Consider the following 26,741-nt stretch of genomic DNA (forward strand, 5'->3'; position numbering starts at 1 on the left):
AATTTTCACCTCAAGTCCTTATCTTTTTAATCTTAACTTTTTTATTATCAACCGTTTGTTGTCAATTTAATCCATAGCTTACGTTAATTTAATGAGTTCGTGAATCTGCGCTGCGCTGCGATTTCAGAATGTATCTTTGACGTATTGATAAATACCGTTATTTCCCTGCACAACACAGCAACTTGAGTTGTGATTTGCTTTCAGAATGTATCTTTGACGTATTGATAAATACCTGTTGAAATTTTACTGTAAACTTCATTAGCGTTGTGATTTGCTTTCAGAATGTATCTTTGACGTATTGATAAATACCTTTATGATTACTTCGATAATTTCAAAACCGTTGTGATTTGCTTTCAGAATGTATCTTTGACGTATTGATAAATACCGCAATTGCTTTGGCTTCTGCTAATGAACGGTTGTGATTTGCTTTCAGAATGTATCTTTGACGTATTGATAAATACCCGCAACTAACGTGGCAGGCACAGCGCCAGTGTTGTGATTTGCTTTCAGAATGTATCTTTGACGTATTGATAAATACCGCGTGCAATGTGATTTATCCGGTCAACCACGTTGTGATTTGCTTTCAGAATGTATCTTTGACGTATTGATAAATACCACTTGGCTGAACACTCATTGCAGCACAATAGTTGTGATTTGCTTTCAGAATGTATCTTTGACGTATTGATAAATACCTTATCCATATTGGTTGGAATAACTGTATTGGTTGTGATTTGCTTTCAGAATGTATCTTTGACGTATTGATAAATACCTTCTGCAGGTGCATCGAACGCCTTGCAATAGTTGTGATTTGCTTTCAGAATGTATCTTTGACGTATTGATAAATACCGTTTATGACAGTATTGATCCTGTAGATAATGTTGTGATTTGCTTTCAGAATGTATCTTTGACGTATTGATAAATACCCGAAGAGTTATGGGGAGAAGATGTAAAGAGTTGTGATTTGCTTTCAGAATGTATCTTTGACGTATTGATAAATACCTCGTGGGAATTTTTGTCTGTCATTAGTTCAGTTGTGATTTGCTTTCAGAATGTATCTTTGACGTATTGATAAATACCCAATTTAAAAACAAAGCCACCGCACAATTGTTGTGATTTGCTTTCAGAATGTATCTTTGACGTATTGATAAATACCAGTGATAGCCAATGTCATTATAACCCTGAGGTTGTGATTTGCTTTCAGAATGTATCTTTGACGTATTGATAAATACCTCCGGTTCCCGCAGACCAAGTGTCTTGATGGTTGTGATTTGCTTTCAGAATGTATCTTTGACGTATTGATAAATACCTTCTGCTGCCATATTGTTTGATTTTTAATTGTTGTGATTTGCTTTCAGAATGTATCTTTGACGTATTGATAAATACCAAAGTAAGATAAGGAACATAACCTTATATGTTGTGATTTGCTTTCAGAATGTATCTTTGACGTATTGATAAATACCTTTTTATCGAATTTAAGCGTATTTTTGGGTGTTGTGATTTGCTTTCAGAATGTATCTTTGACGTATTGATAAATACCTGAAGATATGTTACAAACTTTAATTGATGAGTTGTGATTTGCTTTCAGAATGTATCTTTGACGTATTGATAAATACCTTAAATAATGACTACAGCGGAATTTATTCGTTGTGATTTGCTTTCAGAATGTATCTTTGACGTATTGATAAATACCTGTTTAGATTATTCGTTTTACTCATAATAGTTGTGATTTGCTTTCAGAATGTATCTTTGACGTATTGATAAATACCTTACTCTTATAGCGGGCGCTCAGGGTTGCGGTTGTGATTTGCTTTCAGAATGTATCTTTGACGTATTGATAAATACCTTAAAAACATGGAGACTAAATTAGAAGTATGTTGTGATTTGCTTTCAGAATGTATCTTTGACGTATTGATAAATACCGAAGCATACAAAGATTTACGCAAGGCAGTAGGTTGTGATTTGCTTTCAGAATGTATCTTTGACGTATTGATAAATACCTCAGTTGCGGCGTGTATTGACTCGCCTAAGTTGTGATTTGCTTTCAGAATGTATCTTTGACGTATTGATAAATACCCCTTAATAGCCACACCTGATGTAACATCAGGTTGTGATTTGCTTTCAGAATGTATCTTTGACGTATTGATAAATACCTCCAAATAAAATATGTTCTGTTGCCCCTCGTTGTGATTTGCTTTCAGAATGTATCTTTGACGTATTGATAAATACCTTGATTAGCTTGAGCCCGCTGGATCGGGAGGTTGTGATTTGCTTTCAGAATGTATCTTTGACGTATTGATAAATACCCTTAGTAAAATTCTCAATGGCCTTATCTACGTTGTGATTTGCTTTCAGAATGTATCTTTGACGTATTGATAAATACCAGATAGGTCAATAACCTCAACAATATCAATGCTTTCGGGTAGTTTTATCAATACAAAAAATGGGTGTTTATCTTTACAAAATCCCGCTAAAGGCGGGATTTTTTGTTTCTGTACTCACCACCGGCCCTTCTCCGAAGGTGGTGGGGGAGTAGAAAGGCTAAAATAATTCCAATTGTTGGGGTATATCGGGTAATTCCTGCGGTTTTTGTCCGTAAAATATCTCCATTTGCCCGAATTGTTTGTCCGTAATTTGTAATATCCCCACTTTCCCGTGTTCCGGCAGTGATCCTATTGCCCTTTTTCTGTGTACATCCGCGTTTTCGCTGCTGGCGCTATGGCGCACATACATGCTGAACTGGAACATAGAGAATCCATCCTGGAGCAGGTTTTTCCGGAAACGTGCTGCTGCTTTCCGGTCTTTCTTGGTTTCTGTCGGAAGATCATACATTACGAGTGTCCACATAACCCGGTAGGCGTTTAGGCGTTCGGTTGAAGGGCTCATTTTTTATTGCATTAGTCAGTTCAAGCCTATTGTGTGAGTTTGTCAGTTCGAGCCCTTCCAGGATAAACTCCGTCGAGAACGTGGGGAAGCATACTTCCTTGCTTTATGTGATGTCTCGTTCTTACACTCCGCTTCTATCCTTAATTGATCCCAGTTTTCTTGCATAAGGGCTTCTTTCTTTTTTCTGCTCCGGTCTTTAACTCTTTTCTCCCATTTTATAGCCAGGTTAAAATCAGAAAACTGTTCGCAGTAAACCATTTCTACAGGCCGCCTTGAGAATGTATAGCTTTTCTCATTCATGCCCGAATTGTGTTCATTCAGTCGTCTTTCGGGGTCGTTGGTTACCCCCGTATAATAAGTTCCCTCGGGAACACTTTAAAATGTATACGTATAAATATCTTCTTATAGCTCTCATGTTCTGTTTAAAAATAGCCTGCGCATGTTCTCGACTACGCTCGAACTGACATGCGCACTCATAATTCGGGATATAATAATTTACGTGCTTCACCCTCAAAACATTTTACAAGACTTACAGCGGTTCGCTGTGTGGCATTCATCAGCGGGCTTTTTTCACCATCAATTGTTACATCAATAACCGGAATTTTCAATAATTCTGCTTTTATTTCTTTCGGAATGTCTGTGTTGATGCCCTTTTCCTTCACTATGTCGTAAACGATCCTGTCCACATAAGGCCTGTAGGGTTCCATCAGGTCATCGGCCAGGCAATAAGCGTTGTATTTGTTGGCGTGGTGTATGCCCAATGTGGGCAACAATCCGGCGCCAACTATACTCCTGGCCATAGTAGCCCTTAATATAGCATACCCGTAATTCAGATAATTATTGGGTGGCGGGCCTTCTCTGAACCGTATAAATCCGTTCACATGACCGAATATTTTTTGCCAGAAAAATACGGCTGCCGTGGCTTCGCAGTTATCACTATCACCGCTTTTTACGTTTTTGTATAAGGGCACCAGGTAAGACGAGTCAATGTCAAGCTGCTCTAACAGCAAATGCTGGTTCTTTATTTTTTGTACAGTGGTTTGCTGCCACAATTGTTTTTTAAGCGGTTCTGTGGCGTCTAATTGTGCCCTGAAGCGTTCATTCTGTAAAGTATTGCTGCAGAGCGTAAGCAGCAGGCCGGTAGGATGGTGGGTGCTATCGCAGGTTATAACGGCCGCGTTATTGGCCAATAATGCTTCCAGCAGACCTTGTGTAAGGGTTATTTGTTTGTTGTCTAACACAACAATCCCGATATCTTCTACCGGAATTGTAGCCGTGGCTTCTTTTTTAAAAAACTCAGGCAAGTCATCATTCTTTTCTACTTCTGGCAAACGAACGATTAATTGCCCGTTGCTGAGGTTAAGGTAGGCGGGATTGCCGAAGTAGAGGCTGCGCTTAATCATCTTTTTGATTTATTTATTTTCGGAAGCTGAGTGTTGATAAAATCATTTAGTGCACAAACAGTGATGTTCCCTGTTTTGGTATAGGTATCCCCGTCAGGTATAATGATAAAATTATTTGTTGTTTTCAGGTCGTTTACACAGGAATAAAATCCTTTTGAGATTTGTGGCGCGTTCGAGCGTTTAATTTCGATGCAGGCCATAGGGGTTATCCCTTTTACCAAAACCAGATCGCATTCGGCATCCTGGTGTGTGCGGTAATAAAACGCGCGTAAGGTGTCGGGGATCGATTGCAACACTTGTTCTATAACATAACCTTCCCACGATGCTCCCACATGGGTATATCCCTGAAGCGCGTCAAAGTTTTGAATGTTACAGAGGCGGTGCAGCAAACCGGTATCGCGGATATAAATTTTAGGCGCTTTAACCAGGCGTTTCTTCGCGTTCACAAACCATGCCGGCAGCCTGCGTACAAGGTAAGCCCCTTCCAGATAGTCCAGGTACCGGGTTGCTGTATGATTGCTTATGCCCATAGCTCTTCCGAATGAACTGGCATTCCATATACTTCCATGCGCGTGCGCTATCATCGACCAGAAATTTCGTAATTGAACAGGCGTAAAGTCAATGCCAAAAAAATGTGAAAGGTCGCGCTCTACATACGAATTGATAAAATCGCCCGCCCATCTGCCGTACTCGCTGTCATTTTTCGCGGTAAGCGATCTTGGGAATCCACCCCTGAACCAATGCCGGGCCATAGGTATTTTATGCCGCAAAGCTTCCTGTAATGTTACGGGCGGCAGTTCGTGGTACGCTACCCTTCCGGCCAGCGACTCGGAAACACCTCTTACTAATGCGGGATTTGCGGAACCTAACAGGAGAAAGCGTCCCGGTTTTCTTTTCATGTCAATTAACGGGCGAAGCCAGGTGAACAGCGCGGGCAGTTGCTGCACCTCGTCAATAATTACGCATTTGTCGCTATGAGGTTCAAGATAACTGAATCCGTCCGACATTTTTGTGATGTCTGTCGGGTTTTCCAGGTCGAGGTAAAGACATTTCTTTTTTAATTTTTTAGCAATGGTTTTTGCAAGGGTGGTTTTCCCCACCTGCCTGGGTCCCAGTATTACCGTCGCCGGCTGAAACCGCAGGCTTTCAAGCAGCCCTTGCTCATGTATTCGTTTTATCATAAAACAAAGATAGTATTTATCCATGAAAATTGGAAATATAAATTCCAATTTTCATGGATAAATAATTTATGCCGCAATTTTACAAAGTGCGGCACGGGTATTAATTTTTACCCGAAAACACAACATCTCTTTTTTTGTCAATACTTCCGCCTGTATAAGCGCAAACCCCCATACGCGGCGAGTTTACCACAGGGAACGAAGCGTAATCATCAAAATCGGCGCAGTCTTTAGTGTGTTTTTTGGCACATTTGGTACAAAACATGCTGTCTTCGCCCCATTGGTGAGCAGTACATAGCTGTGCAGCAGGGGCGGCCTTGCAGTTATCGCACAAAATTTTAAGCGGTTCGTTACGCGATAACAAAACAATATTCTTTTCGGCAGCGACAAGGTATTCAGCCACAACGCTTATTTTAAGTTCGGTGGTACTGCCAAAATCGTATTGGTATTCCAACACCATATCTTTATAAAGCGCATCTTTTGTTTTCCGGCTTTTTGGGATTTCACCTTTGGCATCTTCCATCATTTTTTCATACTCCTCTGTTTGCCCGTTATCGAGCAGTTTTTCAGCCTCAAAAAAATCCCACATACCGCCTCTCACTTTCTTATTAGCCACATTAACAAACGAACTCATGTGCCCGCAACACTCTAACCAAATTGCGCGCAAAAACTCATCAATGTCTGTAAAGCGCGCTTCCCCATCCACCCACAGCGATAAAAAGTAACCAGCGCGTCCCCATTTGGGCGAAAGCTCAATTTTTAACAAAAGTGATTTGCCCGGTTTGTTATGTATCGCTTTTTCCTGCAAGTGCTTTTGCAAATGCCTGTTAATGGCCACTTTTGAGAATGTTTCATTGCAAAAAATACATTTGCCTTCTGATTTTGGTTTTTGTTCCATGGGTTTATTGTGATTGTTTATAGATGCGTTTGATCATTTTTATACAGGTTTTATATTTCCTAATCGGTCAACTTTTAGTTTTATGCAAATTTCTTTAATCATTGTCCCGTTATCTTTTCTTGTTTCCTTCTCTTTACTGTTTTTTTCGTAGAAAACTTTTCCGTCCCATGCTTTTTCAGATTTATTATTGGCTCCAAGTTCTTTCGTATCAATAATTGGTTTGGAAAGAAAGTTTGGAACAAAAAAACATTGATTACCTGAACAACTCACCATCTTAAAAGTTCGTTCAAATATTTTCTTTTTATTCCTCCAATCAATTGCCTCATCAATTGAAATGTTATTTTTTACTTTACCGAATTCTTCTTGTGTCGGTACATAAACCAGATCATTAGGAGAAAGAATTATTGTTTTGTACCCTTCTCTTTTTTCAGCAAATGATTCACCCTTTACTAAGCGTTCAATAGCTTTATGTGTTGCAAGTGATTTATAATCGTCCCTTTCTTTTGTGGCTTCATTTTCGTAAATAATAAAGTAAGCATTACTACCTGCATCGACTTCCACATACTGATTACGAAATTTACTTTCAGAGCTTTTTTGTTCTGCAATTGTAACTTTGTTGATTGTTTTTCCTTGATTCTTTTTAGCTAATGCTTCTAAACCTTCTCCTGAAAAAGCAAGCCCAGGATCGTTTTTGTATTCAACACATTTTAAATGGTTGAGTAATAATGTTCCAATTACTGATTTCCCTTCCTTTGCATACGGTATTTTCTTAATTTTCTTTTCATCAAATGATTTATCAAGTGTTACTCTTTTAGCTGCATATTCTGTAAATACAGCTATTCTTACATTATAAATTTTTTCACCATTTAAATTCATTGGCTTAAACTTCTTCAAATATTTTTCTATTGCCTCTACTTTACCCCCCGATAATTCAATAATATTTTTCACCATCTCCCTTGTCTCCTGATCGTAGATGTAACTTGCGTGTTTTTGGTTTGGAGTGTTCTGTGCCTCCATCCTTGCAATTTGCAGTTTCACTATATCCAACATTTCTTTATGAGTGCGGAAGCTTTTGGTTTCTATCTCTTTAATATAAACAATGCCTTGAGGTTCTTTGAACATTGACTTACGTACAGCCATCCATTTAGGATTCGATTTTTGTTTAAAAATCACTTTTTCAAAACTTCCATCGGCTTGCTTTTCCCATTTTGTAAACTTATTGTGAGGTTTGCTTACAACTTTATGATTGGTTTTAAAACTAACAATTGTTTCTTCTAATTTAGTTCGGGCATCTTTTGTAAATTCCATCCAAGGTTCTTTAAATTCTCTGATTTTCCCTTTGACTAAGGTTTGTTGAACCTTTTTTAATTCAGCATCAGAATCAACAGCATTCAAGGAATTAAGATAACGAATATGTTCCCGTGTAGTTGCTGCTATTATCAAGGCATCCAAGGCATGGTGGCGGTGGTCAATTCTCTTTAATTCCAATTCTGGATTTTCGGGAACATTAATATCTATATCATTTGCATCAAACTTATTTTGCTGGACATATTCTTTTTTATTTATCTCTTCAAGTCGTTTAAATCTTGGCAATAATAATTTTTTCCATTCCTTATTTAATCCCCATTTTTTCTTTAGTTCAGTAGTAACACTCCCGCCTGTAAAAATTATTCCTGTTTTATCTTTAGCAACAGGGCATAAGAGTTCAGCAACTTTCCTTGTAATGTATCTTGTATCGTTGAGCTGCCTGGATACAAAATCTTCGGGAACTTCTGTAGCGAGAAGGTTTTTTAATTTACTCTTTTGATATTTGAATGTTTCGCTGCATCTATTTTCATAATCATTTTCGCCAAGAATAAAATATTGTTTGCCATTTATAACATGTTCTTTCCCCTTTTCACCTCCAAATGTTTTGATGAAATTTCTTGCTAGAATGTTGCCTTTATAAGGTGGTGGATTAATTGCTGCCTCTGATATTACCAAATTATTCATGCTGTCATTTGCGAATTTTGATTGAGGAATGATATGCTCAATTTCATAGTCTGTTGAAAATAATTTACTGATAGGTATTATTTTTCCTGTGTAAGGAGAACGGCACGATTGTGTCAACCAAAGAATGTACTTTTTTATTTCAGCTTTGGTTGGGACTCTTTCCTTGTTCCCATCTTTGAATAATTTTTCAAATTCATCATCTTTAACATTTGAACCGCTTTTCCAAATCCTGAATTTGTCAATATCTCTTGGACTTTCAGGGTTTGGCTTTACTAAAAATTGCGAAGTAACTTTTTTTTCTTCGTCATTATATTCTTCAAAACTCTCATTCAGTAATTCCTTCAATAGCTTTTTGATGCGTTGTTTTTCAGCATGGTTTTTGTTCTGATTCTTAGTGATTTTTTCTTTTTCTTCCATATTCTTTTTCAATTCTCTTCCAAGCTCAATGTGTATTTCATCGGGCTGTCCATGTTTTTTCCAAACATCTTTTACCAAGAGTAAAGTTTCACGTACTATTTGTTCTACAACTGGATTTCGTAAACTATTATTAGGAATTAATTTTAAAACATCTAATTCATCAATTTTAGTGTAAGTGATATCATTTCCTTTTTCTGAATGTCTGTCATATACCAAGTAACAAGCCTGATAGGTGTTTAATTCTTGAAGAAGATTTTCTTTTTTAATAAAACTCTTTAATAATTGCTTTTGAATGTCATCGTCAGCAATTTCATTTATTTTTCTTTCGTTATAATTTATTTCTTCTAATCGTTTCGTTATTTCCGCTGCTCTTATTTTTACTTCTGAAGTAATTAAATTTTCATTCCAGTATTTACCAACTCGCATTAAAGGCAGTAGTTTTCGGATAGCCTTAGTTGAATAGGCCGCATATTTTTTTTGTTTTTCTAACTCCGGTGAAATAGCAAGTTGATTTATTACATTTTGAGGCAAATCAAATTGATTCGTTTTATTTTCTAAGGCAGACTTAATTCCCTTTACTGATTTTTCAGCATCTGCAGAACTAATAGAGAATAAGATATGCCACAATTTGTAAAACTTTTCGCTATCGTTCAATAATAGTTCTCCTTTCGCTTCGTAATTACACATGTTAAATACTTTTCGGAAATAATATTTTGTTTCATTACCTTGTAATTTTTTATCGACTTTGAAAAACATATTTATACGATGTGTTTTGTCCCTGATTTTTATTACCGAATTGTTATTTATAATTTTAAATACATTTTCTTGGCTTATTTCTTTTGACGTATCAAACTTCTCAAACAACTCCTCTTTTACTTTTGGATTTATAAATTGAGAAGTAACATCGACATCAATTTTTTTATAGCCTTCGACCATTTTTTCCCTTTCGAGAATTTTAATGTTATGAATGTCTTGCCAAATACGAAATTCCTGAAAATCAGGACTTGATTTGGACGCACACTTTGAGCCGTACATTATACCATCAACCCCTTTTTTCTTTTCATATTGACATTCGCCGATAGAATTTTTTTGTGATTTTAATTCTCGTTGATAATAGATAATGTCGTTGCTTATGATATGAAGTAAGTCCTTAGTAAGAAACTCATTGACCTTAGACATTTTTGCTTTTACCTGTGTAGGATAAAGCACTTCAACAATATTTTGTAGTAGAATTGTATCTGTATTTAGTTTTTTCAATTCCTCATTTAATTCTAATTGTTTTTGCCAAATTGCTTCAAGTTCCTTTTTATATTTACTTCTGTATACGGCATATTGTCTGATTTTAAAATCATTTTTATTTTCTTTTAATCCATCAAAAAAGTATTCTCCTGGATGTTTATCACCCATTTTATTGTCTTGAGCTGTCGTACACAAAGCCCAATCGTCAGGCTTTGGTATTTGAGGTTTTAGTTGTTTTTCTTTCCCGGTTTTTTCATCAACTGATACAGTAATCAAAAAAGTGTATTCTTTTTCTTCCCATTCCGGCTTTTTCTTTCTCTCTTCCGTCCATGGTTTTACCCTATCACTATATGGTGTAATTTCATATTTATAGTTCCCTTTTTTATTCTTTTCCTCACTTTCAAGTTTAACGGATTTTATTTTTAAAATCTCTACCCATTTTATTTCTTTTACGTCACCTTCTTTCAAATCTTTTCTACTACTCTTAAATCCTCTTCGCTGGTTCAACATATAAAGGATCCGAGCAAGTTCAGAAAATGTAATCTTTTCAGTAAGTGCTTTTTTTCTCAAATAATAAATTATCCAATCTTCTGATAAAGCTAATTTTCCGTCTTTGTTTTTCACTCCAAGTTCCTTCGTGGCTTCATTAATAGTTTGTTGGGTAAATGGTAAGTAATCACTAATGGAAAACTTAAAATTCTCATCATCTTGTATGTTCTTTTTAAAATTTTCAGGGAACTCTTCATTGAGCCAACCAAGAACTTTAAATACTTTTATTAATCTTGTCCTTCTTAATTTATATCTCTGCTTTAATCTTCTGGAACCTCTTTTTACTCTTCTGAAAGCCGCTTTAGTTTCTACCGGAGAACCTGATTCAAATTTTGTAAGATAATCACCATCCATTGGAATTATTCTGCTACCAAGCCATTCAATACTTCCTTCTTTGCCATAGTCAGCAAATGACTCCGGTAGATTAATTAGAGCTCCACCTATTGAATTCGTACCGATATCAAGTCCAAGAATTTTTTTAGCTTTCATATTTATAATTTATTTATATTTGTAGCGAAGCAAATCACAATAAGGATTTATTCCGTAGTGAGATTCGTCTCAATTAGGTTAGCCCTTGTCCTCAACAGGGGCTTTTTTATCCCCTTGTGAAAACATCTAAAGCGATCCTTCCAAAAGCGGGATCGCTTTTTTACTTACTATGCATTAGTGTAAGTTGCATCAACCACCGGGCAATAATAAGTTAAATTTTAATAAAAAACATCGGTATAAATACTTAATTTTTAGAAGCTGTAAATTGCTTTGAAATTGCACCGGAGATAAAGGGAATATGAGAAATTTTAAGCCGGGTTTTAAGGTTACACCCTAATCCCCACCACCGTCATATTATCGATCTGGTTTTCATTTTTCATCCATTATTTGATGAAATGGTAAAGAACCCGGCTTTGGAATAAAAAAGTAAATGTCGTACCTTTAAGAAGTAATAAAAAATCGCAACCATGACAAGAATAGCATTAAAAAAACAGCTGTACAAAGCCATTGATAATATAGAAGACACAAGCTTTTTAAAAGCGGTATATAATATTTTGAATGACAAAATAAGAGATCGGGCTTATGAATTTACTGATGAGCAAAAGGCAGAGTTAGACGAGCAATTTGCACTACATAAGACAGGTAAAACAAAATCGTACACGGTGAAAGAAGTAAGGGCAATGGCGTTGGCAAGAAAGAAAAAATGAAGCTGAAAGTTGTTGTAAAGCCTTTAGCAGCGACACAAGTAGCCAAAGCGTATGAATGGTACGAAAAGCAGCTTAATGGTTTAGGGCTTGATTTTTTAAAAGAGTGGGAAGCTGTCACTGATTATATTGCTTCGCATCCTGAATCCTTTCAGAAAAAATACAAGCACTTCCGCCAGGGATTATTTAACCGATTTCCATATATGGCGGTGTACATATACGAGGTAAAAGAAAGAAGGATTGTAATTTTCACCGTAATCAGTGCAAAGCAAAAACCTTCAAGACGTTATAAAAGGAAATAAATATTCAGGTTATTGGGTTTAACAGTCTCCTACACCCTAACCCCCACCACCGTCATATCATCAATCTGATTTTCATTTTTCATCCATTCTTTAATCGTATAATAAAGCGCTTCTCTCTGCTCGTTCATTGGTAATGTGCAAATGTCGAGTAATAGTAACTGGAATGGAGGGTAGTAAAATTTTTTTCGCATGTCGCCGCCTTTCTGGTCGGCATAGCCATCGCTGAATAAATACAAAATGTCGTTTTTTTCTAACTGAAATGTATGTTGCTCAAATACCTGGCCGAGCTGGTTTCCCATAGCAATCCGGTCGGCTTTGGCTTCCGTTAATTGGCCATTACGAATAATGTACATGGAGTTATGCGCGCCCGCGTATTGCAGCTGCAAAGTGCTGAGATCAATGGAGCAAAAGGCTATGTCCATGCCGTTTTTAAGCGATACTTTTTCATCCTCATCTTTGAAGGTATGGGCAATAGCATTATTAAGTTCCTGTAAAATCAATGCCGGCCCGTAAACCTGTTTTATTTTAACAATGTGTTCGATCATATTATTTCCCGCCAGCGACATGAATGCTCCGGGAACACCATGCCCGGTGCAGTCAACAACGGCAAGTAATGTTTTATTGCCAACCCGGTGGTGCCAGTAAAAATCACCGCTTACTATATCTTTCGGTTTAAAAAACACAAATGAATCGGGAAAGCTTTGTTTAATATCATCTTCGTGCGAAAGTAATGTTTGCTGTATATATTTTGCGTATTCAATACTGTCGAGTATATTCCGTCTGCTGTCATCCAACTGCTTGTATGCTGTTTTTAATTCCACATTTTTAAGTCGCTCAATTTCCGATTCCTTTTTCATGGAGTCGATCTGGCTGAGCAGCATCATGTTCTCAATTTTTTTGGCAGACTCCAGGCTGGAAGCTTCTTCTTTCAGCCGGTAATATTTATTTGTATGTCTCAGGGCGGTCTTATGATCACCAAGGTGTTCATAAGCGTCTGCCAATAGTTTATGACAATAGGAGAGATCTTTTTTGGTTTTCAGATCAGTATAAATAAACAAAGCACGTTTTACCTGGTCTATTGCTTCGGGCAGTTTCCCCTGTACTAAAAATAAGCGGCCTATCGTTTGTAAACAGGCCGCTTCAGTATTCCGGTTGCCAAATTCAACGGCAATTTTCATGCTTTCCATCAGGCATTTCTGGGCATTTTCAAAATCATTCAGCTCAATATAGCAATCGCCTATGTTGTGGAGAGTTGATGCAGTGCCCCTTTTGTCGCCGATATTATTTTTTATGGCAAGGCTTTGAATGTAACACTCAATGGCTTTTTCGTTATCGCCGCTCACCATATATATGCCGCCAATGCCATTCAATACCCTCGACCAGATACTTTTATCATCCAGGTCCCGCGCGATTCTCTCGCTTTGCAAATAGAATTTCAAAGCATTGTCAAAATCTTTTATCGAGGAATATACATTGGCAATATTTAGCAACGAAGATGATTGATCAGATTTTTTTTCGATCTCTTCGCGGATCTTTAAGGCCTGGAAATGGTATCGCAGCGAATTTTCATAATCGCTCATTAAGAAAGAGTCGGTTCCGATACAGGAGTAAATGGTGGCGAGCCCTCTTTTTTCCTGTAGTTCTTCAAAAAATGGAAGCGCTTCGAAGCATAATTTTAAAGAAGTGTCGTAGTTTGAAAGCAGCTGGTTGCAGACAGCCATGTTACGCAAACTGTGTGCTATTCCGCGCTTGTAATTTAATTTTTCTGACAATTCACGGGCTTCCAACGCTAATTCCAAAGCCCGTTCCGTATTTAAATTACGGATAGCCCATGATTCCTCTGTAAGAGTATCAATCCGTTCCTGCCTACTTATTTTATTTGCCGCTTCACTTTCTGACACAAAACCTCGGTTATATCTTTATTCCAATAACAAGCATATCATCTATTTGTTTTTCATTTCCCATCCATTCGTTAATGGTTTCACGAAGTAACCACTTTTGCTTTTCCATTGATTCCGTATATATTTTCAGGAGCAGATTTTTAAATGGTTCATAATAGAATTTTTTTCTCAGAGGTCCGCCTTTTTGGTCAGCAAATCCATCGGTAAAAATATAGATGCAATCACCTTTTTTTAGTTTAATGCGGTGGTTGGTAAATTTAGCTGAAGCGCTGTTTCCTATTGAGATGCTATCTCCTTTATATTCGGTAATGATACCAGACGAAATATGATACAGGGGATTGTGGGCCCCGGCAAACAACAGCTCTGTTTTCGTTTTGTTTATCGAACACATGGCGATATCCATACTGTCGCGTAACCCGCTGTCATCGTGAGCCTTCAGCGTTCGCTCCATAAAATGATTCGTTTCATTTAAAATAAAGGATGGATTTGGCATCCATTGATTAACCGCCACCTGGTTCAAAACACTATTGGCTACTACCGACATAAGAGCCCCTGAAACCCCATGTCCGGTACAATCAACTGCCGCGACAAGAATATCATTTTCTTTTTCATACATCCAGAAAAAGTCCCCGCTGATAATATCTTTCGGCCGCTGAAAAACAAACGATTCGGAAAAGTATTGTTTGAAACTGCCTGCATGCGGCAAAATGGAATCCTGTATATGCTTCGCATAATTTATACTTTCCACAATACTTCTGTTTGTTTTTTCAACCTCCTCATTTAATTTTTTCAGTTCATCATTTACGGCCCGTTGCGATTCGCTTTCTTTTTTAAGCGTTTCAACCTGGTGAAGCACAAGCAGGCTTTGCGTTTTTATATCGGCTTCCCGGCTGAACTCCCGTTCTTTTTCTTTACAAAATAGTTTGTGATAAGACAATGCCTTTTCATAGTCCTTATTTGAAGCCCAGACTTCAGATAAAGACAAATACGCTTCGGCTAAAATGTTTTCTTCGGAAGTAAATTCGGCTTTGGATATTGATCCTTCAAGGTACTGAATGGCCAATTTGTGTTTCCCTCTTTTATGTGCAACCTTGCCAAGCCCGAGCAGGGCTTTCGCTTCTCCAAAATTACTTTCAAGTGATATTGCTTTTTTAAGTCCCAGTAAATAATACTTTTCTGCATTCATCAGGTCTCCGATATTGAAAAATGATTCGGAAATGGATAAAAGGACACCTGTATTGTTTAAGTAGTTATATCGATTTAAACTTTCAAAATAAAATTCAAGTGCCTTTTCATGCTCTTTATTGCGGGAATGAATACTGCCCAGGTTAATCAGCAATATAGCTTCGTCGGCCGGCCGGCCACCAATGGACCTGGCTAGCTCAAGGCCTTTTTCAAAATGTTGTATAGCATGGTGGAAATCTTTTTTGATGCAATATATAGTTCCAATATTTGTAAGTGATACAATAATGCCAGGAATGTCGTTGATTCCCTCCTGGATCTGCCAGCTGAGGATATGATATTTTAAAGAGTTTTCGTAATCTCCTAAGCTATAGCTATTGATACCTAACATTGTAATAATGGCTGCTTCGCCGGACCTGTCCTTAAGTTCACGGAACAATTCAAGGGCTTCAATTGCTTTTTGAAAACTTTGGTCATATTTTGAGAGCACGTAAAAGGCATTCGCCTGGATCCGGAGTGATTCGGCTTTACCTTTAATATAACTTACCTCTAAAGAAGAATTATAGGTAATGGTTGCATTTGCCAATGATCCTTTAATGTCGCTCAGACGAAGCTCCCACGCCAACTGATTTTGAAGATCAATCTTCTCAAAAGTATTCCTTGTCAAATTGATTTTATCCCGTATGTTTTTTAAATTATCAGACATTCTATATTTTGATCATTATAAATTCGCCCCCGCAACCCTGATTTTTTAATAATTCACTTTCCCTTGTTCGTTTTCAAAACATGCTTTAAAATTTAATTTAAAAATTAAATTAACTATATTCGCCCTACTTTATATTTTCATTTTAATGGTGTATATTTAAGTCCCTTATAAAAGTATATACATTAAGTCAATAAAATTAGCAATAATTTAACGATCAGATTTTAGCTTTATGAACACAAACATTTTTCTTGTTCCTACAGATTACAGTAAAGTCGCCGACTGTGCTATTAACCATGCTGTAAGATTGGCCCAGACTTTAAAAGGAGAAATACAGCTGTTGCATGTTGTTGCAAAAGACAGGGATGTTGAAGAAAATAAAACAAAGCTTCAAAAAATAGCTGCTGACATAAATAAGGCAAGCAATGTTAAGGTTGATTATATTGTGCGGGTTGGAAATATTTTTGATGACATCGGCAAGGTGGCCTCGGAAATAAAAGCCCAGCTGATTATAATGGGAACGCATGGTGTAAAAGGATTTCAACACATAACGGGCAGCCATGCATTAAAGGTAATTACCAACTCAAAGGTTCCTTTTATTGTTGTACAACAGCGCAATATCCGGGAAGGATATTCTAAAATTGTATTGCCGCTCGAACTTGCCAAGGAAACAAAACAAAAGATCGCCATTACAATTTCTATGGCAAAATATTTTAACTCAAAAGTGTATGTGTTTTCTCCCCTGGAAACAGATGAGTACCTGAGGAATTCGGCAACACGTAACCTTAATTATACAAAGAGTGAAATGCAGATCCACAAGATTTCTTTTGAAACGGCTACTGCTGAAAAGTCCGGCAACTTTGTAAAACAATTGTTGCATTATGCGTCAAAAATTGACGCGGACCTGATCACTATGCTTAACATACAGGATATAGGTCTAACTGAATTTATTGCGGGGCCCGATGAACAGCAGGTCATTACAAACGAAACTCAGATACCGGTACTTTGTATGAATCCTGTTAACGTTACTGTGAGTGGAGGAAGCATTTTATTTTCCTGATATTCACTTTTATATAATTTCTGATCTCAGGATTGGGCAGCATCAGTTTTAGCTGGGTATTCATCATCATACTTACCTGTTGTATAGCGTTCATTTATTTCCCGGAGATATTTTTGTTTCTTTTCGTCTCTGCGTTTTATTGATGTTGCAGTGAAATATTTATGCTTCCCTAAAAACTTTATTTGTATTTCATCCCACTGACGTTTTGAAGTTATTTTACCCTGTGATACCAATTCCTGGCACAGGGAATCAGCTATATCATGGAAATCATTCCGACCGAGATAATCAAGGTCGGAATCGCATATTATCTGTTCAAGCAGGTCGTTAGGCTGCTGCGGGATCTTTGTTGCCATGATAAGCCGGGCTACCACTTCAATTTGTTTTTTACTATAGCCATATTGCGGCAATACTTCTCTCGCGATCTCAACACCTAATTCTTCATTGTTATCATAACGTTTTATAAATCCGGCGTCATGAAACAGGGCCGCTGTTTTAAGTAAATCTATTTGTTCGGCCTCAACACCTTCCAGTTTACCGATACGTTCCACCGCACTGCATACACCAAGGGTATGATGAATATTATGATAGGTTAATGTTTCCGGCAAAAATTCCGATAATAATTTTATGATGTGCTGGCCGGCATCTTTATAATTCATCCGGTTAGCGAGATTGGTAGATAATAACTTAAAGAAGTCATCGTTTGGCGCACGCCCATCAAGGTTAACTGATAAACGCGGCTTGATCCGATCAACAAAATACATGTCGATCTCACCTTTGTTCTTCGCAGTAATTTTTCCGCGGAAGGTACAATCGAAAAAAGGACTTATATAATCATAGGTTGTTCCTGAAATATTTATTTTCCCGGCTTCTCCGCTTGATTCCATACGGGAAGCAGTGTTAACGGTATCGCCCCATATATCATATGCGAATTTTTTACTTCCCACAATTCCTGCCACAACCGGCCCGGTATGGAGTCCGATCCGGATCTCCCAAAATTCCTGCCCTTTCGCCATTTTTTCCCGTTTCCAGCTCTCTATGAAATCATAGATTTCAAATGCCGCTAATGTTACATCAACAGGATTGCTTCGGTTACGAATAGGAATGCCTCCTGCACACATATACGCATCACCTATAGTTTTAATTTTTTCAATTCCGTAACGACTCATTATCTCATCAAACTTCCGAAAGCAATAATCTAATTCGTATACTAATTGTTCCGGAGTTAGTTTTTCGGCTATTGTAGTAAATCCTTTAAAGTCAGTAAAAAGTACAGTTACCATCTTATAGGAACGGGGTGCCGCCTTTCCATAGTTCTTTAATTCTTCAGCTGTTTCAGTTGGTAAAATATTCAGTAATAATTCTTCCGATCTCTTCTTTTCTTTTTCTCCTTCTTCTTTTTGCTTCATTATTATGGTATTCTTTTCTGCAAGCTCTTTCAGGGCCGCTTTCTTTTGCGAGTAACTTATGTATATTAATATACCGAATAGTAAAAAGATCACCAGTCCGCCAACTAAAAAATAAGATATTAAACGTTGGCGTTTCGCTTCAAGTTCTTTGTATTGATTTTCTTTGACCAAAAGCGCGATCTCTTTTTCTTTCTTATCTGTTTCATACTTGGCGTTTACTTCTGCCATGCCGCGTAAATTCTCTTTATTGAGAATTATATCCTTCGTGGTGCTGAATAACAGGTAATATTGGTAGGCTTTCTGGAAATTATTCTGCCTGGCATATATAGCGGCGAGAGCCCCATATGCATCTCTCATTATTTCCTCGTTATTAAGTTTGGTTGCTATTTCCATTGCACGATTGTGGCTGTTTATGGCATCTGCCATCTTTCCAAGCTTGTCGTGAACAAACCCCAGGTTATTATAGGTAGCGGCAGTGGCGGCATTATCATGCTGCTTCTCCTGAATTTTAAGGGCTTTTTTCTGAAAGTCAAGAGCGAAATCAAGTGTATTCAATTGCAGATAAACATTTCCAAGATTATTATAACACTCAGCCAAAGTCAACGGATTCCTTACTTCTTCTTCAACTCTTAGGGCTTTTTGGTAATATTCCAAAGCCAGTTCATAGTTTTTCTTTTCATAATAAATATTTCCAATATTATTATAAGTTTCGGTAAGCCCGGCTTTGTCGTTTAGTTCGAGCTGAATCTTGAGCGAAGATTGCAGGTAATCAAGCGCCAGCGTATAATTCCCGTCTTTTCTGTAGATCTTGGCGATATTGGTATAGCTGCTCGCTATAGCGGCTTTATCTCCTAACTCTTCCAGCACGGTCAGCATGTTCAGATAGTTTTTAATGGCCAGGGGGAAATACCCTTGTTTGTAATAGATCAGGCCCCGGCTATTATAACAGAGCAGCATGCCCTTTTTATCGTCCAACAGCTCAAATATTTCAAGCGCTTTGGTATGGTTGTCAAGGGCGATATTAAATTCATTGTGGCTATAATGATATAATGCGATATTACGGTACGTATATGCGCGACCCCTGTGAAACTGAAGCTTATTGGCTAATTCAAAGGCCTGGTTGGCATAGTCAAGCGCAACTTCGGGTTCGGTGAGAAGGTACTCCTGACAAATTGCGTTAAGAAGGTTTACACGGGTAGTGTCATTTCCCGCTTTACGTTCCAGTACATACAGTGAATCGAGTATTCTTCTGTTTTGGGCAGGCATAAAATTCTGTATTGCAAAACCTGCAATAACAAGAAATCCAATACTGATTTTCAATTTAAGGTTCCGCATTTGATCCTTTCAAATATAGAAAATGTAATCGTGTGCCGCTGAAATTTATTATTGAATGTATTTGTACGTGTTAAATATGTTTATGTTCGGTTTTTACTATCGTTTTTTACAAAAAATTAGTCATTCCGGGCATTTGTATTAACTTAAAATCATAACTTTAGGCCATGAATAGCACCGTTTTAGATTTTGTCCCGATCGCGCTGATGTTTTTTGTAGCGATTGGCTTTGTAGCCGCTACAATGTTTGTAACTCATCTGTTGGGACCCAATCGCAAAACAAAGATTAAGCAGGAATCATTTGAATGTGGTATTGAAGTGCAGGGCGATGCGCGCACTCCATTCTCTGTAAAATATTTTCTTATCGCCATTTTGTTTGTGTTGTTTGATGTTGAGGTAATATTTATGTACCCCTGGGCGGTAAATTTCAGGGAGCTTGGTATAATTGGATTTATTGAGATGATGACTTTTGTAGCCTTTTTCCTCGTTGGATTCATTTATATTATCAAGAAGGGTGCGTTAAAATGGGAGTAGAGAAAAGTTAAAAGAAGTTAGCAGTTGGCAATGATCAATCTTTTGCCAACTGCCAACTGTCCTTTGTCAACTGAATGCATTTATGAGCGCTGCCGAAATATACGATAAACCAAAATTATCAGGTTCCCCTTTGGGTTATGAAGGGCCCGGTTTTTTTGCAACGTCACTCGATAAAGCGGTTGGAATGGCGCGTAAAAATTCGATCTGGCCGTTACCATTTGCGACTTCATGCTGTGGGATTGAATTCATGGCCACTATGGCTTCTCATTACGACCTTGGCCGCTTTGGGTCTGAGCGATTAAGCTTTTCTCCGCGTCAGGCCGATCTGTTAATGGTGATGGGAACCATTGCCAAGAAAATGGGACCGATTTTGCGCCAGGTGTATGAACAAATGGCAGAACCCAAGTGGGTGTTAAGCATGGGGGCATGCGCTTCCAGCGGAGGAATATTTGATACTTACAGTGTACTTCAGGGAATTGATCGGATTATTCCCGTTGATGTTTATGTACCCGGCTGTCCGCCCCGCCCCGAACAGGTAATTGACGGACTTTTACAGATACAAAAATTAGTTGAAAACGAATCGTTGCGCAGGCGTGACTCGGAAGAATATAAAGCTTTACAGGCAAAATACGGATTGGAGTAATTTATGGAAAACACACTTCTTGCGGAGCTTACTGATAAATTGAAAACTACATTTGGTGATGATATTGTTGGATCGGAACAGCAGTATGATTTTCCGGTCATCACAGTTAAAAAGGAAAAGATAGTTGAGGTAATAAAAGCGTTGCATGCGGATGGGTTTAATTTTCTCACAGATCTTACCGGTATCCATTACCCCGATAATAAAGGGAAAGAGTTAGGTGCAATTTATCACCTGCATGACATGCCGAAAAACAGGCGTGTGCGTTTAAAAGCACTTGCAAGTATTGCCGACCCCTCAATTCCAACGTTGACAGGAGTTTTTCCGGGCGCCAACTGGATGGAGCGTGAAACGTATGATTTTTTCGGAATTAATTTTAAAGGCCACCCCAATCTGAAACGCATTTTGAATATGGATGAAATGAACTATTTTCCAATGCGAAAGGAATATCCGTTAGAGGATGCAAGGCGGGAGGATAAGGATAATACGATGTTTGGAAGGTAAAATAGTTCCGGGTTCCGGGTTCAAAGTTCCAGGTTGTCCACAATCTAACTTTGAACCCGGAACCCGGAACCCCAAAAGATGGCTGAAGTAAAAGACATAGCAGAAAATAAAAAGGCGGAAGAAAAATTCTATTCCACTCTCAACCTCGGCCCTACACATCCTGCCACACATGGTATTTTTCAGAATGTGTTGAAAATGGATGGGGAGATCATTGTTGATGCTGAATCTACTATTGGATACATACACCGTGCATTTGAAAAGATTGCGGAGCACAGGCCCTATAATCAAATTACACCTTTAACCGACCGCCTTAATTATTGTTCATCGCCCATCAATAATATGGGATGGGAAATGACAGTTGAAAAGCTGATAAAAGCAGAGATTCCCAAGCGTGTGCAATACATGCGTATTGTTATTATGGAGCTTTCCCGCATCGCCGACCACCTTGTGTGCAACAGCGTTATTGGTGTGGACACAGGAGCAATGACAGGGTTCTTATATGTGTTCCAGTACCGCGAAAAAATATATGAGATATTTGAAGAGATCTGTGGAGCACGACTCACCACCAATATTGGCCGTATAGGAGGATTCGAGCGCAACTGGAATCAAACAGTCTGGGATAAAATAAACAAGCTCTTGCCTGAACTTGAAAAGGGATTAAAAGAGTTTGAGAACCTGCTTACGCGTAACCGTATTTTTATGGATCGTACTATAAATTGCGGACCCATTACAGCCGAAAAGGCGCTTGCATATAGCTTTACTGGTCCTAATTTACGTGCTGCCGGTGTAGATTACGATGTTCGTGTAATGAACCCATACTCATCCTACGAAGAATTTAAATTTATTATTCCGGTGGGGACAAATGGAGATACCTATGATCGTTTTATGGTGCGTGAAAAGGAAATGTGGGAAAGCATCAGCATAATAAAACAGGCGCTTGAAAAAATAAAAAAAGAGCCTGCAAATATCTTTCATGGTGATGTTCCTGAATTTTATCTTCCTGACAAGCAGGAGGTATATAACAATATGGAGGCGCTTATTTATCACTTTAAAATTATAATGGGTGAGATGGACGTACCTGTTGGTGAGGTTTATCATTCTGTCGAAGGCGGTAACGGTGAACTTGGATTTTACCTCGTTAGTGATGGTGGACGAGCGCCTTTCCGTTTGCATTTCCGCAGGCCCTGCTTTATTTATTACCAGGCTTATGCTGAAATGATAAAAGGCAGGATGTTGAGTGATGCGATCTTAACGATGAGCAGCATGAATGTGATCGCGGGAGAATTGGATGCGTAAAACAATTGGCATTTACCAGTTGGCAAAACATAATCATTGTCACCTGCCAATTGCAAACTAAAGTTAAATGGCTACTAAACAAATAAAATTTTCTGATGATGCGTATGAATTAGTACAGCGCATCATAAAGCGTTACCCGGAAGGGAAGCAGAAATCAGCTATACTTCCTGTACTGCATATTGCGCAAGCGGAGTTTGATGGCTGGCTAAGTGCGCCCGTGATGGATTACGTAGCGTCTATTTTAAGTATTCAGCCCATTGAAGTATACGAAGTGGCTTCATTTTACAGCATGTTCAATTTAAAACCTGTTGGAAAATGTCTGATCGAAGTTTGTCGTACCGGACCATGTTGGTTAATGGGGGCCGAGGACGTAGTAAAATATATTGAGAAGAAATTGAATATAAAGGAAGGCGAAACCTCAAAGGACGGAATGTTTACTTTAAAAACAGTTGAATGCCTTGCCGCATGCGGCTCTGCGCCGATGATGCAGGTTGGGGAGACGTACCATGAGAATTTAACACTTGAAAAAGTCGATTCAATTTTACAGGATTATAAATCGAAAGGCGAATTGGTAACACATTGGGATAAAAAGCATATAAAAAAGTAGTTGTTGGTTGTTAGTTGTCGGTTCTTGGAACTAACAACTAACAACCAACAACTGGCAACTATGAGACAGTTATTAATAGATAACATTACATCTTCCACTTCACTAAGCGATTATAAATCGCATGGCGGATATGCCGCTTTGGAAAAAGCATTGAAGATGAAGCCCGAAGAAATTGTTGCTGAAGTTCAGAAGTCAGGACTGCGTGGCCGCGGAGGTGCAGGTTTCCCAACGGGCATGAAGTGGAGTTTTATTGCGAAGCCGGAAGGTGTTCCCCGTCATTTGGTTTGTAACGCGGATGAAAGTGAGCCGGGAACATTTAAAGACCGGTACCTGATGCAGCATAAGCCGCACATTCTTATTGAAGGCATGATCATTTCCAGTTTCGCGTTAGGTGCAAATCTGTCCTACATATATATACGCGGTGAAATGATGGTGCAGTTCCACATTTTGCAAAAAGCCATTGATGATGCGTATGCAGCGGGTTTGCTCGGTAAAAATATTCTGAACAGCGGCTTTGATCTCGATCTCCATGTGCATTGCGGAGGCGGGGCTTATATATGTGGTGAAGAAACTGCTCTTATTGAATCATTGGAAGGCAAACGCGGCAATCCGCGTATCAAACCTCCATTCCCTGCCATTGCAGGTGTATGGGGACGGCCAACGGTTGTGAATAATGTTGAAACGATCGCTGCAGTCGTTCCTATTATTAATATGACGGGCGATGAATACGCAAAAATTGGTGTTGGTAAAAGTACAGGCACAAAACTTATTTCTGCCAGCGGTCATATTAATAAACCGGGTGTTTATGAAATTGAATTAGGGGTTCCGGTTGAAGAATTTATTTATTCCGAACAATATTGCGGAGGTATAAAAGGAGGGCGAAAATTGAAGGCAGTTGTTGCGGGAGGCTCATCTGTTCCTGTCCTTCCAACTGAACTTATTTTAAAAACTGCAAAAGGCGAACCGCGCTTGATGACCTACGAATCATTAGGTGACGGAGGCTTTGCAACAGGCACGATGCTTGGTTCGGGTGGATTTATTGTGATGGACGAAACAACAAGCATTGTAAAAAACCTGTTTAATTTTTCCCGTTTCTATCATCATGAAAGCTGCGGACAATGCAGCCCATGCCGTGAAGGAACCGGATGGATGGAAAAAATATTGCGAAAGATACTGGATGGTCGCGGAACAATTGCAGACATTGATCTGTTATGGGATATACAAAGTAAAATAGAAGGAAAAACTATTTGTCCGTTGGGTGAAGCTGCTGCATGGCCGGTGGCAGCCGCTATCCGTCATTTCAGACCTGAGTTTGAGGAATATGTAAGGAATCCTCAGAATATTAAAGATGTGAAGCACTATTATAGATTAAATAATTTAGTTGAAGTATAAATGGTTTTGGGTTTCAAGTTTCAGGTTGCCAACCTGAAACTTGAAACCCAAAACCTGAAAACATTTAAAAATGCCTAGAGTAACCATAGACGGACATACTATTGAAGTGCCAAATGGTACAACCATTTTGGAAGCAGCACGTATGATCGGCGGAGAAATTGTTCCGCCTGCCATGTGTTACTATTCAAAATTGAAAACAACTGGTGGTTATTGCCGTACATGTATCGTAAAGGTTAGTAAGGGTTCTGAAAAGGATCCGCGTCCTATGCCAAAGCCGGTAGCATCATGCCGCACAACTGTTATGGACGGAATGGAAGTGCAGAATATTACTTCGCCCGATCTGCTTGAAGCGCGTGCAGGCGTTGTTGAATTTTTATTACTTAATCACCCACTTGATTGTCCGATTTGTGACCAGGCGGGGGAATGTCATTTACAGGATCTTGGTTATCAAAACGGAAAAGTAAAAACCCGTTACGAATTTGACCGCCGGGAATTCGACCCGATTGATATCGGAGATAAGATCAAGCTGCATATGAAACGTTGTATTCATTGTTTCCGTTGTGTGAAACTGGCCGAACAGCTTACTCCTGGCCGTTATCATGGAATGCTGAATCGTGGCGATCATTCTGAAATATCTACATATATAGAACATGCGGTTGATAATGAGTTTTCCGGTAACATGATCGATGTTTGTCCTGTTGGCGCGTTAACTGACAGAACATTCCGTTTTAAAAGCCGTGTCTGGTATACCAATCCTGAAGATGCGCATCGCACTTGCACTAAGTGCTCAGGTAAAGTTCGTTTGTGGTTAAAGGGAGAAGAGGTATTACGTGTTACAGCTCGCAAAGACAAATATGGTGAAGTGATCGATTGGATATGTAACGAATGCCGTTTCGATAAAAAGAAAACAAGTGATTGGGTAATTGAAGGGCCGACACATATTGATCGTCATTCGGTAATTTCTGCGAATCATTACGAGTCGTTGAAATCATTGAAGCTGGATGTTGATAAACAGAAAAGGCAGCTTGTACACACAAAAAATTTATTAGGTGAAGGAGCATTAAATCCGAATAACGAATAATTATGCTTGCATTTTTAATTTATAAATTAATCCTTGTAATAGCTGTGTTCAGTGTGTCACTGTTGGTTGCTATGTATTCCACATATGCCGAGCGCAAAGTGGCAGCCTTTTTACAGGATAGACTTGGACCTAATCGCGCCGGTCCGTTCGGGATATTGCAGCCTCTTGCTGATGGTGTGAAGATGTTCATGAAAGAGGAGATAATTCCTGATGTTTCTAATAAGTGGTTGTTTATTATTGGCCCCTCAATTGCAATGCTCACAGCTTGTATGACCGGTGTAGTTATTCCGTGGGGTGGAACATTAACTATTAATGGCACACAGTATCCGATGCAGATCACTGATATCAATATCGGAATACTGTATTTATTGGGCGTTGTTTCAATTGGAGTGTATGGTATCATGATCGGCGGCTGGGCATCCAATAATAAATATTCTTTGCTTGGTGCTATTCGCGCTTCCTCACAAATGATAAGCTACGAATTGGCAATGGGCTTTGCTATCATAGCCCTGGTAATGCATACAGGTACATTGAGTTTGCGCGACATTGCCGCCATGCAATCCGGCTGGCATTGGAATATTATTTATCAACCGCTCGGATTTTTGATATTTATTATATGTGCTTTTGCTGAGACCAATCGCGCACCTTTCGATTTACCTGAATGTGAAACGGAGTTGGTTGGAGGATATCATACTGAGTATAGTTCAATGAAGCTCGGATTTTATTTGTTCGCAGAGTATATTAACATGTTCATATCATCTGCCATAATATCAACTTTATTTTTTGGCGGCTATAATATGCCATTCATTGGCCGCTTTGTTCATGATCCTAATTTGCTTGCTGTTTTAGGAACAGTGTTTTTATTCGCAAAAATTTTCTTTTTCATATTTTTGTTTATGTGGGTGCGATGGACATTGCCGCGCTTCCGCTACGATCAACTAATGAACCTGGGGTGGAAAATATTAATTCCGCTATCCCTTGTAAATATTGCAGTAACTGGAATCGTAATGTTTCTGGGAGGAAGGCTTCACTAGAAAGTTGGCAAAGGGC

19 protein-coding genes, 1 pseudogene and 1 CRISPR repeat array are annotated in these 26,741 nt (G+C 38.6%); of the genes and pseudogenes, 11 read left to right on the forward strand and 9 right to left on the reverse strand.

The annotated features are described in order from the left end of the window. The first annotated feature begins 646 nt into the window (after nt 1–646). Nucleotides 647–2,381: direct repeats of the CRISPR family, unit length 47 nt; unit sequence GTTGTGATTTGCTTTCAGAATGTATCTTTGACGTATTGATAAATACC. A 157-nt stretch (nt 2,382–2,538) separates the two neighbouring features. The 6 genes and pseudogenes from cas2 to HYU69_01785 all read right to left on the reverse strand — a co-directional run bounded on the left by cas2 (nt 2,539) and on the right by HYU69_01785 (nt 11,048). After that, a complete protein-coding gene (gene cas2 / locus HYU69_01760; GenBank protein MBI2269063.1) occupies nt 2,539–2,883 on the reverse strand; it encodes a CRISPR-associated endonuclease Cas2 in 345 nt (114 codons plus the stop codon). Between the two features lie 42 nt (nt 2,884–2,925). Further along, nucleotides 2,926–3,298: pseudogene (locus HYU69_01765) on the reverse strand (GIY-YIG nuclease family protein). A gap of 58 nt (nt 3,299–3,356) precedes the next feature. Then, complete coding sequence (gene cas1 / locus HYU69_01770) at nt 3,357–4,286, reverse strand: type II CRISPR-associated endonuclease Cas1 (GenBank protein MBI2269064.1); 930 nt, start codon at nt 4,284–4,286, stop codon at nt 3,357–3,359. Further along, a complete protein-coding gene (locus HYU69_01775) occupies nt 4,283–5,467 on the reverse strand; it encodes an ATP-binding protein (GenBank protein ID MBI2269065.1) in 1,185 nt (394 codons plus the stop codon). The genes cas1 and HYU69_01775 overlap by 4 nt, the downstream gene beginning before the upstream one ends. 100 nt (nt 5,468–5,567) lie before the next feature. Continuing rightward, entirely contained in the window at nt 5,568–6,362 is a 795-nt protein-coding gene (locus HYU69_01780) for a hypothetical protein (GenBank protein MBI2269066.1), read from the reverse strand. A gap of 39 nt (nt 6,363–6,401) precedes the next feature. Then, a complete protein-coding gene (locus HYU69_01785) occupies nt 6,402–11,048 on the reverse strand; it encodes a hypothetical protein (GenBank protein ID MBI2269067.1) in 4,647 nt (1,548 codons plus the stop codon). Between the two features lie 467 nt (nt 11,049–11,515). On the opposite strand from HYU69_01785, the gene HYU69_01790 reads away from it, so the two are divergent. Together HYU69_01790 and HYU69_01795 are read left to right on the forward strand one after the other, a co-directional pair. Continuing rightward, nucleotides 11,516–11,755, forward strand: coding sequence for a hypothetical protein (locus tag HYU69_01790; GenBank protein MBI2269068.1), 240 nt, complete (start codon nt 11,516–11,518; stop codon nt 11,753–11,755). Beyond that, entirely contained in the window at nt 11,752–12,054 is a 303-nt protein-coding gene (locus HYU69_01795; protein ID MBI2269069.1) for a type II toxin-antitoxin system RelE/ParE family toxin, read from the forward strand. The genes HYU69_01790 and HYU69_01795 overlap by 4 nt, the downstream gene beginning before the upstream one ends. 29 nt (nt 12,055–12,083) lie before the next feature. Here HYU69_01795 and HYU69_01800 read toward each other — a convergent pair whose 3' ends face one another. Together HYU69_01800 and HYU69_01805 are read right to left on the reverse strand one after the other, a co-directional pair. Next, the gene (locus HYU69_01800; protein ID MBI2269070.1) at nt 12,084–13,955 is read right to left on the reverse strand and encodes a tetratricopeptide repeat protein; all 1,872 of its coding nucleotides are present in this window, start codon (nt 13,953–13,955) and stop codon (nt 12,084–12,086) included. Between the two features lie 10 nt (nt 13,956–13,965). After that, the gene (locus HYU69_01805) at nt 13,966–15,843 is read right to left on the reverse strand and encodes a tetratricopeptide repeat protein (GenBank protein ID MBI2269071.1); all 1,878 of its coding nucleotides are present in this window, start codon (nt 15,841–15,843) and stop codon (nt 13,966–13,968) included. Between the two features lie 229 nt (nt 15,844–16,072). Between HYU69_01805 and HYU69_01810 the strand changes: the two genes are divergently transcribed. Next, nucleotides 16,073–16,900 carry a universal stress protein gene (locus HYU69_01810; protein ID MBI2269072.1) on the forward strand — a complete coding sequence of 276 codons (828 nt, stop codon included), beginning with the start codon at nt 16,073–16,075 and terminating at the stop codon, nt 16,898–16,900. 26 nt (nt 16,901–16,926) lie between these two features. Here HYU69_01810 and HYU69_01815 read toward each other — a convergent pair whose 3' ends face one another. Next, nucleotides 16,927–19,641 carry a tetratricopeptide repeat protein gene (locus HYU69_01815; protein ID MBI2269073.1) on the reverse strand — a complete coding sequence of 905 codons (2,715 nt, stop codon included), beginning with the start codon at nt 19,639–19,641 and terminating at the stop codon, nt 16,927–16,929. A gap of 164 nt (nt 19,642–19,805) precedes the next feature. On the opposite strand from HYU69_01815, the gene HYU69_01820 reads away from it, so the two are divergent. The 8 genes from HYU69_01820 (at nt 19,806) to nuoH (ending at nt 26,725) form a co-directional block, all read left to right on the forward strand. Next, complete coding sequence (locus tag HYU69_01820) at nt 19,806–20,171, forward strand: NADH-quinone oxidoreductase subunit A (GenBank protein MBI2269074.1); 366 nt, start codon at nt 19,806–19,808, stop codon at nt 20,169–20,171. A gap of 82 nt (nt 20,172–20,253) precedes the next feature. Beyond that, nucleotides 20,254–20,814 (forward strand): NADH-quinone oxidoreductase subunit B, encoded by a 561-nt coding sequence (locus HYU69_01825; GenBank protein ID MBI2269075.1) that lies wholly within the window; start codon nt 20,254–20,256, stop codon nt 20,812–20,814. A gap of 3 nt (nt 20,815–20,817) precedes the next feature. Next, nucleotides 20,818–21,315, forward strand: a complete 498-nt coding sequence (locus tag HYU69_01830; GenBank protein MBI2269076.1) for an NADH-quinone oxidoreductase subunit C — start codon at nt 20,818–20,820, stop codon at nt 21,313–21,315. Nucleotides 21,316–21,393: 78 nt separating this feature from the next. Then, nucleotides 21,394–22,611, forward strand: a complete 1,218-nt coding sequence (locus HYU69_01835; GenBank protein ID MBI2269077.1) for an NADH-quinone oxidoreductase subunit D — start codon at nt 21,394–21,396, stop codon at nt 22,609–22,611. 67 nt (nt 22,612–22,678) lie between these two features. Then, entirely contained in the window at nt 22,679–23,218 is a 540-nt protein-coding gene (nuoE, locus tag HYU69_01840; protein MBI2269078.1) for an NADH-quinone oxidoreductase subunit NuoE, read from the forward strand. A 60-nt stretch (nt 23,219–23,278) separates the two neighbouring features. Next, complete coding sequence (gene nuoF / locus HYU69_01845) at nt 23,279–24,610, forward strand: NADH-quinone oxidoreductase subunit NuoF (protein ID MBI2269079.1); 1,332 nt, start codon at nt 23,279–23,281, stop codon at nt 24,608–24,610. 70 nt (nt 24,611–24,680) lie between these two features. Further along, nucleotides 24,681–25,691, forward strand: a complete 1,011-nt coding sequence (locus tag HYU69_01850; protein ID MBI2269080.1) for a (2Fe-2S)-binding protein — start codon at nt 24,681–24,683, stop codon at nt 25,689–25,691. Continuing rightward, nucleotides 25,691–26,725 carry an NADH-quinone oxidoreductase subunit NuoH gene (gene nuoH, locus HYU69_01855; protein ID MBI2269081.1) on the forward strand — a complete coding sequence of 345 codons (1,035 nt, stop codon included), beginning with the start codon at nt 25,691–25,693 and terminating at the stop codon, nt 26,723–26,725. The genes HYU69_01850 and nuoH overlap by 1 nt, the downstream gene beginning before the upstream one ends. Nucleotides 26,726–26,741: the final 16 nt, after the last annotated feature.

It is taken from the genome of Bacteroidota bacterium (genome assembly GCA_016183775.1).
Taxonomy (GTDB): Bacteria; Bacteroidota; Bacteroidia; order JABDFU01; family JABDFU01; genus JABDFU01.